The organism is uncultured Lutibacter sp., assembly GCF_937891065.1.
Lineage (GTDB): Bacteria > Bacteroidota > Bacteroidia > Flavobacteriales > Flavobacteriaceae > Lutibacter.
In genome coordinates this window covers 31069-39568 of sequence record NZ_CALAEQ010000195.1, presented here as the reverse complement: position 1 = coordinate 39568, position 8500 = coordinate 31069, and the positions used below count along the sequence as shown (strand labels likewise).

At 28.1% G+C, this 8500-nt stretch carries 10 protein-coding genes; 6 read left to right on the top strand and 4 right to left on the bottom strand.

The window, feature by feature from the left end; all coding sequences use genetic code 11:
- Window positions 1-223: 223 nt before the first annotated feature.
- Together mnmD and Q0352_RS10800 are read left to right on the top strand one after the other, a co-directional pair.
- Complete coding sequence (gene mnmD / locus Q0352_RS10805) at window positions 224-883, top strand: tRNA (5-methylaminomethyl-2-thiouridine)(34)-methyltransferase MnmD (protein WP_299527379.1); 660 nt, start codon at window positions 224-226, stop codon at window positions 881-883.
- Window positions 884-898: 15 nt separating this feature from the next.
- On the top strand, window positions 899-1036 hold the full coding sequence (locus Q0352_RS10800; RefSeq protein WP_299527377.1) for a hypothetical protein: 138 nt from the start codon (window positions 899-901) through the stop codon (window positions 1034-1036).
- A 7-nt stretch (window positions 1037-1043) separates the two neighbouring features.
- Here Q0352_RS10800 and Q0352_RS10795 read toward each other — a convergent pair whose 3' ends face one another.
- Together Q0352_RS10795 and Q0352_RS10790 are read right to left on the bottom strand one after the other, a co-directional pair.
- Window positions 1044-2171 carry a glycosyltransferase gene (locus Q0352_RS10795; RefSeq protein ID WP_299527375.1) on the bottom strand — a complete coding sequence of 376 codons (1128 nt, stop codon included), beginning with the start codon at window positions 2169-2171 and terminating at the stop codon, window positions 1044-1046.
- Complete coding sequence (locus Q0352_RS10790) at window positions 2168-3076, bottom strand: lysylphosphatidylglycerol synthase domain-containing protein (RefSeq protein ID WP_299527373.1); 909 nt, start codon at window positions 3074-3076, stop codon at window positions 2168-2170. The genes Q0352_RS10795 and Q0352_RS10790 overlap by 4 nt, the downstream gene beginning before the upstream one ends.
- Before the next feature lie 78 nt (window positions 3077-3154).
- Here Q0352_RS10790 and ruvC point away from each other — a divergent pair, with 78 nt between their 5' ends.
- Window positions 3155-3709, top strand: coding sequence for a crossover junction endodeoxyribonuclease RuvC (gene ruvC / locus Q0352_RS10785; protein ID WP_299527371.1), 555 nt, complete (start codon window positions 3155-3157; stop codon window positions 3707-3709).
- Here ruvC and Q0352_RS10780 read toward each other — a convergent pair whose 3' ends face one another.
- Window positions 3710-3997, bottom strand: a complete 288-nt coding sequence (locus Q0352_RS10780; RefSeq protein WP_299527369.1) for an antibiotic biosynthesis monooxygenase family protein — start codon at window positions 3995-3997, stop codon at window positions 3710-3712.
- A 113-nt stretch (window positions 3998-4110) separates the two neighbouring features.
- Here Q0352_RS10780 and hemW point away from each other — a divergent pair, with 113 nt between their 5' ends.
- Both hemW and Q0352_RS10770 read left to right on the top strand, forming a co-directional pair.
- Window positions 4111-5250 carry a radical SAM family heme chaperone HemW gene (gene hemW / locus Q0352_RS10775; RefSeq protein ID WP_299527367.1) on the top strand — a complete coding sequence of 380 codons (1140 nt, stop codon included), beginning with the start codon at window positions 4111-4113 and terminating at the stop codon, window positions 5248-5250.
- A 10-nt stretch (window positions 5251-5260) separates the two neighbouring features.
- Window positions 5261-5617: an MmcQ/YjbR family DNA-binding protein gene (locus Q0352_RS10770; protein ID WP_299527365.1), complete on the top strand. Its 357-nt coding sequence runs from the start codon at window positions 5261-5263 to the stop codon at window positions 5615-5617.
- A gap of 32 nt (window positions 5618-5649) precedes the next feature.
- Here Q0352_RS10770 and Q0352_RS10765 read toward each other — a convergent pair whose 3' ends face one another.
- The gene (locus Q0352_RS10765) at window positions 5650-6501 is read right to left on the bottom strand and encodes an AraC family transcriptional regulator (protein ID WP_299527363.1); all 852 of its coding nucleotides are present in this window, start codon (window positions 6499-6501) and stop codon (window positions 5650-5652) included.
- 423 nt (window positions 6502-6924) lie between these two features.
- Between Q0352_RS10765 and Q0352_RS10760 the strand changes: the two genes are divergently transcribed.
- Window positions 6925-8499, top strand: a complete 1575-nt coding sequence (locus Q0352_RS10760; RefSeq protein ID WP_299527361.1) for an aldehyde dehydrogenase (NADP(+)) — start codon at window positions 6925-6927, stop codon at window positions 8497-8499.
- The last annotated feature ends 1 nt before the right edge of the window (window position 8500 follow it).

Below are 8500 nucleotides of genomic sequence, written 5' to 3'. Positions count from 1 at the left end.
TAGTTTTTAATTTTAATTTTTTTGAAGCTCATGCCTTATTTTTAATATATTTGATTAAAAATATTAATAAAGTTAATTGCGATAAAATAAAATTGCATAATTATCAGATATTAGGTTAATTAATTTGTTTTTTTGTAAAAAATCAACATCGAAAAATAAGTTTAATTTTACTGAAACGCACTGTTTTGTGGCTGTTTTAAAGTAAGAAATATAGATTCTAAACTTGGAAAGAAAAATAATTATAACTGAAGATGGCTCTTCAACTATTCATTTACCAGAATGGGACGAACATTATCATTCGGTTCATGGAGCAATTCAAGAAGCAAAACATGTGTTTATTAAGAGCGGTTTGTCACTTTTTTCTGAAAGAGAACTTTCAATTTTAGAGATTGGTTTTGGTACAGGATTAAATAGTTTTATCACATTTTTAGAAGCTAAGAAATTAAATTTAATTGTAGATTATGTTGGAATTGAAGCATATCCAATTGTCTCAGAAGAAATTGAAAAATTAAATTATGTTTCAGAGTTGGACGCAATAGAATTTACTGAAGTTTTTGCAGAAATGCATCAGCAAGAATGGGAAGTGAAAAACAAAATTTCAACCAGCTTTTCTTTAACTAAGCGCAATCAGTTTTTTACTGAAATAAATGATCAAAATAAATTTAATTTAATTTATTTTGATGCTTTTGGAGCACAAGTTCAACCGGAATTATGGACTGAAGACATTTTTAAATTAATGTATTCAGCGTTGAAAAAAGAAGGGGTTTTAGTAACTTACAGCGCGAAAGGAAGTGTAAGAAGAGCTATGCAGTCGGTTGGTTTTACTGTTGAGAGGTTGCCTGGTCCACCTGGGAAACGCGAAATGTTAAGAGGAAAAAAATAGTTAATAAATAGAAGTATGGAACAACAAAGATTTAAAAAACGTAAAAAGCCAAATTACAAAAGAGGATTACTTTTAGTTATTCTATTGGGAGTTATTTTGTATTTATGGATGAATGCAGATAGCTTGATATCTAGCTTTTTTGGAGTGAAATAATAAATATTTATTTCCTGAAATTTCTTCCCTTCCACTCGTAGCTTTTAAACAATGAGAGAAATCCTGTAAAAACTATAAAATAGGGATATAACAAACTAATAAATATATAGTATTTTAAAGAACGTATATTATTCAAAAAAGTAGCAGTTATTAAAATTAAAATAAAATCTAAAACTATTTTTTGAATAAAAATAATAAATAGGTATTTCCATAAAAATGGATTTAAAATTGCTGCAATTGCTCCTGTAATTAATACAAAATTCATTGAAAATACGATAAGGCCTATAAATTTTGAAAAATTACTTTTATAAGCAGTAGATTTAGATGCCCATCTAATTTGTTGATTAAAGAAAGAATTCAAACTATTTTCTGCGTTTGTTAATACAATAGCTTCATTAGATTTTAAATAACAAACTCTATTTGGAAATAACGAATTTATTTTTTCCAATAAAAAAACATCATCACCACTTGCTATCATAGAATTTCCTTCAAATCCATTAACTTTCATAAATACATTTTTACGATAACATAAATTTGCTCCATTACACATAAATGGTTTTTTTAATCCAAAACCACCAATTGCACTTCCAATTAAGCTTATAAAATTCAAATTTTGAAAGTGATAAAGAAAAGAGTTTTGTGCTTTAAATTTTACTGGAGCACTTATAAGAAAAGGCTGTTTTTCTTCAATGTGTTGGTTAAATAGCTGCAACCATTTGCTGGGTATTATGCAATCTGCATCAGTAGTAACAATCCACTCAAATTTTGACTGTTTTATAGCAAAGGTAATGGCCTCTTTTTTTGGTGAATTTGTACTTTTTATAGAATGAATTAAAGAAATGTTTAAATTTGGATTTAACATTATAAAATCTTCAATAATTCGCTTAAAATTATCGTTAGATTTATCATTTATAAGCAGCACTTGAAATAACTCAACTGGGTATTTAATGGCTGAGAGTGAATTTAATAAATGGGGTAAATTGTGAGCTTCATTTCTAAAAGGAATTACAATTGAAAAAGCGTTTTTAGGTGTCGTATTTTTATTTTGTATACTGTCAATTTTATTAAAGCCAAAGATAAAAGCTATAATTATTATAAAATATATGATTGATATGAAAATTGAAATATAAATCATTCTTTGTCTATGAATTTAAAATTTAAGACAAATATACTTCCTAATAAAGCAGGAAGCGCAAAATTTAACAACCACATTATAGTTGTAATTGTAACAATTGTGAGCTCATTTAATTCAATATAACTAAAAATCAAAACAGCAACAGAACCTTTAATTACCCAATCAAAAATACTTAAACTTGGAATTATTGAAGCTATAAAATAAATACAAAAAAGTAAATTCATTGCTGTGAAATAATCTATTTCAATACTAAGTAGTTTTAATAAAAAGTAAAATTGATGTGAAAAAACTAAGTAACGTAAAAATGATAAACCAATTACTTTTACATAAATAGTTGTTGGAAGTTGTTTTAGATAAGTAGTTATTTTAGTTAAATAAGTTTTAATAGTTATATTCACACTTAATTTTACACTAACAAAATAAAGAGCACTTATAACAGCAATTAATATAAGTAATTTTTCAATATTTAATTGAGGAATTTGAATTGTATAATTAGTAAATAAAAACAGCAATCCTACAAGTCCAAAAAAAGTTGTTGCAGCCAATTGACACATGTTTCCAATAAGATTTAATAACACTATTTTTTTTCTAGATTCTTTCTTAAAATAGAGTGCTTTTACGCCATATTCTCCAATTCTATTAGGTGTAATTATTGAAGCTGTAAGCGAAGCTAAACTTTGTTGATAAGCTTCAAAAAAAGTGATTTTTTTTTCAATGGAAACCAATAGTTTCCATTTGTAAATTTCCAATAACCAATTAACATCTGTAAATAAAAGTAAAAAAATAAGTAACCAACTATTTTTTGAAAATAGTATTGAAAGTTGCTCTTGTAAATTTGTAAATGATAAAAGATGATTGCTTACTAATTTTAGATAAATAAAATAGAAAGCACCAAATACTAACACTAATTTTAGTAGTAAAAAAATGAGACGTTTATATTTGTATGAGATATTGTACATTTGGTTTTACAAATAAACGAATAATTGAGTTCAGAAAAAATCATATTAGGAATTGATCCTGGAACTACCATAATGGGGTTTGGGTTGATAAAAATTGTAGATAAAAAAATGGAGTTAATTCAATTAAATGAATTGTCACTAAAAAAATACGATGACCATTATGTGAAGCTAAAAATAATTTTTGAGCGGACTATTCATTTAATTGAAACCTATCATCCAGACGAAATTGCAATTGAAGCTCCTTTTTTCGGTAAAAATGTGCAATCTATGTTAAAATTAGGTAGAGCACAAGGTGTAGCAATGGCTGCGGGTTTGTCTAGAGAAATTCCAATTACTGAATATTCTCCAAAAAAAATAAAAATGGCAATTACAGGGAATGGTAATGCGAGTAAAGAGCAAGTTGCCAAAATGTTGCAGAGTTTGCTAAAACTTAAAACATTGCCTAAAAATTTAGATTCAACGGACGGTTTAGCTGCGGCAGTTTGCCATTTTTATAATAGTGGAAATGTATCTGTTGGAAAAAGCTATACAGGTTGGGGAGCTTTTGTTAAACAGAATGGAGATAGAGTGAAAAAGTAATTATATTATTACATCGCACTCATAAGTTTCATATTTTTTTTCAATTATTAATTTTCTGTGCTCATGAAAAAGTTGGTGTTCTTTAGAAGCTTCCATTTTATCTTTATCTTCTTTTGAATTCCAATATTCAATTAAAAAATAACGATTTGCCTCTTTTCTATCTTTAAAAATATGGAAATGATCTAATCCAGCAGGTTTTGCTTCTGTTAGTTCTTCAAATTTTTGCAATTCAACAAAAGTAATCCCTTCGCCCTCTTTTACTTTAAATGAAACAATATGCGTATACATGGTTTTATGTTTTTATCAAATTTACAATACAGATTTCATTAAAAAGATAACAAAAATCACTTTTTGTATTTTTTTTTAAAAGATGTACATTTAACAAATAATAATTTAAAGAATTGGCAGGAATTTATATACACATACCATTTTGTAAACAAGCATGTTACTATTGCGATTTTCATTTTTCTACCTCCTTAAAAAAGAAGGAAGAATTATTAAATGAAATAAAAAAAGAGCTGCTGTTAAGAAAAAATGAGTTTGGTAATGAGCAAATTGAAACTATTTATTTTGGAGGTGGAACACCATCTTTATTAACAATTGAAGAATTACAATTATTAATAGGGACTATTTATGAAAATTATTTGGTTGTTAACAATGCGGAAATTACGCTGGAAGCAAACCCCGATGATTTATCTACTCAAAAAATTAAAGAACTGGCACAATCACCAATAAACAGATTAAGTATTGGAATTCAATCATTTTTTGAGGATGATTTAAAGTTTATGAATCGTGCACATACAGCAGATGAATCTAAAAAATGTTTGATTGAAGCAAAAAAATATTTTGATAATATTACTATTGATTTAATTTACGGTGTTCCAAATATGAGTAACGAAAAATGGTTAGCTAATTTGAAACAAGCATTTGAATTTGAGATTCCTCATATTTCAAGTTATGCACTAACGGTTGAGGAAAAAACAGTATTGCATAGTTTTATAAAGAATGGAAAAGTACCACCAGTTGATGAAAATTTAGCTTTGGAGCATTTTAATATATTGGTTGAAGAGACTGAAAAGCAAGGTTTTGTGCACTATGAAATTTCTAATTTTGGTAAGCCTAAATATTTTTCAAAACATAATATTTCTTATTGGCAAGGTGAAAAATATATAGGTATTGGTCCATCAGCACATTCATTTAACGGTATAGAAAGATCTTGGAATGTTTCAAATAACACCAAATATATAAACAGTTTACTTAAAAATAGCTTACCATCTGAAAGTGAAATATTAACAATAAACAATAGGTTTAATGAATATATTATGACAGGTTTACGTACAATTTGGGGAGTTTCGTTTGAAAAAATAGAAGCTGAATTTGGGGCTCAATATTTAGAAATATTAAAAAAAAATGCACAACCCTTTTTAGAAAAAGGGTTGTTAGAGATTGAACTACATTCTTTTTCAAGCGGTACTTTAATTACTACACAAAAAGGAAAGTTTTTAGCAGATGGTATTGCGAGTGATTTATTTGTAATTTAATTTTTGAAAGATGAATATTGAAGAATTTAGAGATTACTGTTTATCTAAAAAATATGTGACAGAATGTTTTCCGTTTGACGAAAAAACCTTAGTGTTTAAAGTTGCAAATAAAATGTTTGCATTATCAGGCTTAGAACATCAACCTGCAACAGTTAATTTAAAATGTGATCCAGAAAGAGCCATTGAGTTAAGAGAGGAGTATAGCGATATTATTGAAGGCTTTCATATGAACAAAAAACTTTGGAATACCATGACAATAGAAAGTGGTTTGTCAAATGAATTAATAAAAGAATTAATAGATCATTCTTATGATTTAGTGGTGAAAGGATTGACTAAAAAGCTCCAAAAAGAATTGGGATTTTTGTAAAGAATTATTTTAAAAATTGTTGATGGTAATTTTTAATTAATTAAGTGTTTCTTACGATAATCAGAGGGAGTAACGCCTTTAATAGATTTAAATTTTCTATTAAAATTAGCTAAATTATTAAAGCCAGATTTATAAGATATTTCAGTAATATTTAAATCGTTATTTTTAGTTAATAATTTACACGCATTTCCAATTCGTATATCAATTAAAAAATTCACAAAAGTTTTATTAGTTCGTTGTTTAAAATATCTGCAAAAAGCATTTGGAGTCATATTGGCAATATCAGAAACTTGTGCTAAGCTAATATCATTATGATAATTATTCATAGTATACTGAAAAATATCGCTCATACGTTTTCCTTCGTTTCCTGCATACTTTTTAAGGTTTATAAGCGATGATAACGATTGCTTTTTTGCCTCAGAAATCAATTTTATAATTTCTAAGAAAGAAATGAATTGATCGTATTTTGAAATATTATTAATTTGAGATAATAATAAAAAAAGTTTTTTCTTATTTGAAAGTATTTCAAGTCCTAAACCAACTTCATTAAAAAAATCTTGAGAATGTTCAAATTCAGGTAAATTAAAAAAACCTTCACCATAAGAATTTTTAGAAAAAAATAACGAAACCATTTCGGTTTCAGATTCAATGGAAGCGTCTCTTTTAAAAATATGTGGTAAATCTTCACCTATTACAAATACATCATTTTTTTTAAATTCACCCACACAATCACCTATAATATAAGTGCCTTCGCCTTCAGCAATTAAACTAATTTGAATTTCTTTATGTTGGTGTAGTTTTTCATAAAAGTTCTCTCCTTTATAATGTTGAACATATAAAGTAATATTTTCTGGTTTCGGAATTTTAAATGGTAAAACTTTCATTCAAACAAATTGTAAATATTATTCTAATACGCCGCTAAAGTACATATAATAAGGTAAAATAATACTATTAATTATTGGAAAATATAAAAATAACAACTGAAAGTATAAAGTTATCAATCATGATTTAAAATAATCCTGCAGGTGTTATGCCATAGAATTAATGTAAGATATGTCGAAGAACTTATTGATGTTTTTGCGGTTGTTAGAGTTAGATATAAACACTAAATTAGTACAATATATTAAGTTGGCAATTATTGAATTGGGTTTAAAAAAAGACCAAAATTATCAGACTATAATAGTTTGAAGTTTGTAAATTTGGGTGTTACCGCAAGCGGTCGCGCTTTTCGTTAAATCTTTTTACCATATAAAAAGGATATCACTTCAATCGCTAACACAAAATAAAAGAACAACTGAAAAAAATAAATGATTACAGGAAAAAATTATATCGGTAATGTATTGTCATCACTAGGAAATATAACCTACAAAACATTCAATCCACAAACCAACCTAGAAAATGAGATTATTTATACTGAAGCTTCCACTATTGAAATTCAAGCAGCAGTAGAATTAGCAACAGAAGCATTTAAAACTTTTAAAATAGTTTCAGGTGATAAAAAAAATAATTTCTTGAATGAAATTGCAAATGAAATTGAAGCATTAGGAGATGAACTCATCAAAATGTATTGTTCAGAATCGGGATTGCCAGAAGGTAGAGCAATAGGAGAAAGAAGTAGAACAATTTTCCAACTTCGCTCATTTGCTAATTTGGTAAAAGAAGGTTCTTGGGTTGAAGCAACTATTGATACTGCACAACCAAATAGAGAACCAATTCCGAAAGTAGATATTCGTAAAATGCTGATACCCTTAGGACCTGTTGTAGTGTTCGGGGCAAGTAATTTTCCGTTAGCATATTCAACTGCTGGTGGTGATACGGCTGCAGCTTTTGCTGCTGGTTGCCCTGTAATTGTAAAATCACATCCAATGCACGCAGGTACTGGTGAGTTAGTTGCTTCAGCAATTATAAATGCAGCTTTAAAAACAGGAATGCCAAATGGAGTTTTCTCAAATTTAAACAGCAGCGGAATTGAAGTTGGACAAATACTGGTTAAACACCCAGAAGTAAAAGCAGTTGGTTTTACTGGAAGTATTCGTGGAGGAAGAGCTTTGTATGATATAGCTGCTCAAAGAGATGAACCAATTCCAGTATTTGCTGAAATGGGAAGTGTAAATCCTGTAGTTTTATTGCCAAAAGCAACAAAAAATAAAAGAAATGAATGGGCAAAAACGTATGCGGATTCTATTACACTGGGTTCGGGACAATTTTGTACAAACCCAGGTTTAATATTAGGAATTAAAAGTGATGAATTAGCTAATTTCATTTATATTTTATCGGAAGAAATTGTAAAAATAGAACCAAGTTGCATGTTGCACCCAAATATTATTGGAGCATACGAAAGTAATAAGGCCAATATGCAAAACCAAAAAGGATTGGAGACAACTGCAAATGTTAGTAAAGATGTATCAGCTAATTACGGTCGTCAAATGATAACAACTGTTGAAGGAGCTACTTTTTTAGAAAATACAGTATTGCATCAAGAAGTTTTTGGGCCGTTTTCAATGATAGTACAATGTGAAAGTATTGAACAGTTAGAACTAATAATTTCAAAATTAGAAGGACAATTAACAGGTACAATTTTAGCTGAAGATAATGAAATTAGAAATTATCAGAATATAGTAAGTGCACTTCAAAATAGAGTAGGGCGTATAATTTTTAATGGTGTACCTACCGGAGTTGAAGTTTGCCCGGCGATGGTTCATGGTGGCCCATATCCAGCATCAACTGATAGTCGATTTACAGCAGTTGGTATTAATTCAATTAAACGATGGGTTCGCCCATTTAGTTTCCAAAATTGGCCAAATGAGTTATTACCAGATGAATTAAAAAATGAAAATCCATTAAAAATTTCGCGTTTAGTTGATGGAGTACAAACATTTTAAG

What these genes read in the sequence shown, in the direction of transcription:
- Q0352_RS10800 (WP_299527377.1), top strand. Translation starts at nt 899, where the DNA reads ATGGAACAACAAAGATTTAAAAAACGTAAAAAGCCAAATTACAAAAGA.
- Q0352_RS10795 (WP_299527375.1), bottom strand. Translation starts at nt 2,171, where the DNA reads ATGATTTATATTTCAATTTTCATATCAATCATATATTTTATAATAATT.
- Q0352_RS10780 (WP_299527369.1), bottom strand. Translation starts at nt 3,997, where the DNA reads ATGTATACGCATATTGTTTCATTTAAAGTAAAAGAGGGCGAAGGGATT.
- Q0352_RS10770 (WP_299527365.1), top strand. Translation starts at nt 5,261, where the DNA reads ATGAATATTGAAGAATTTAGAGATTACTGTTTATCTAAAAAATATGTG.
- Q0352_RS10765 (WP_299527363.1), bottom strand. Translation starts at nt 6,501, where the DNA reads ATGAAAGTTTTACCATTTAAAATTCCGAAACCAGAAAATATTACTTTA.
- Q0352_RS10760 (WP_299527361.1), top strand. Translation starts at nt 6,925, where the DNA reads ATGATTACAGGAAAAAATTATATCGGTAATGTATTGTCATCACTAGGA.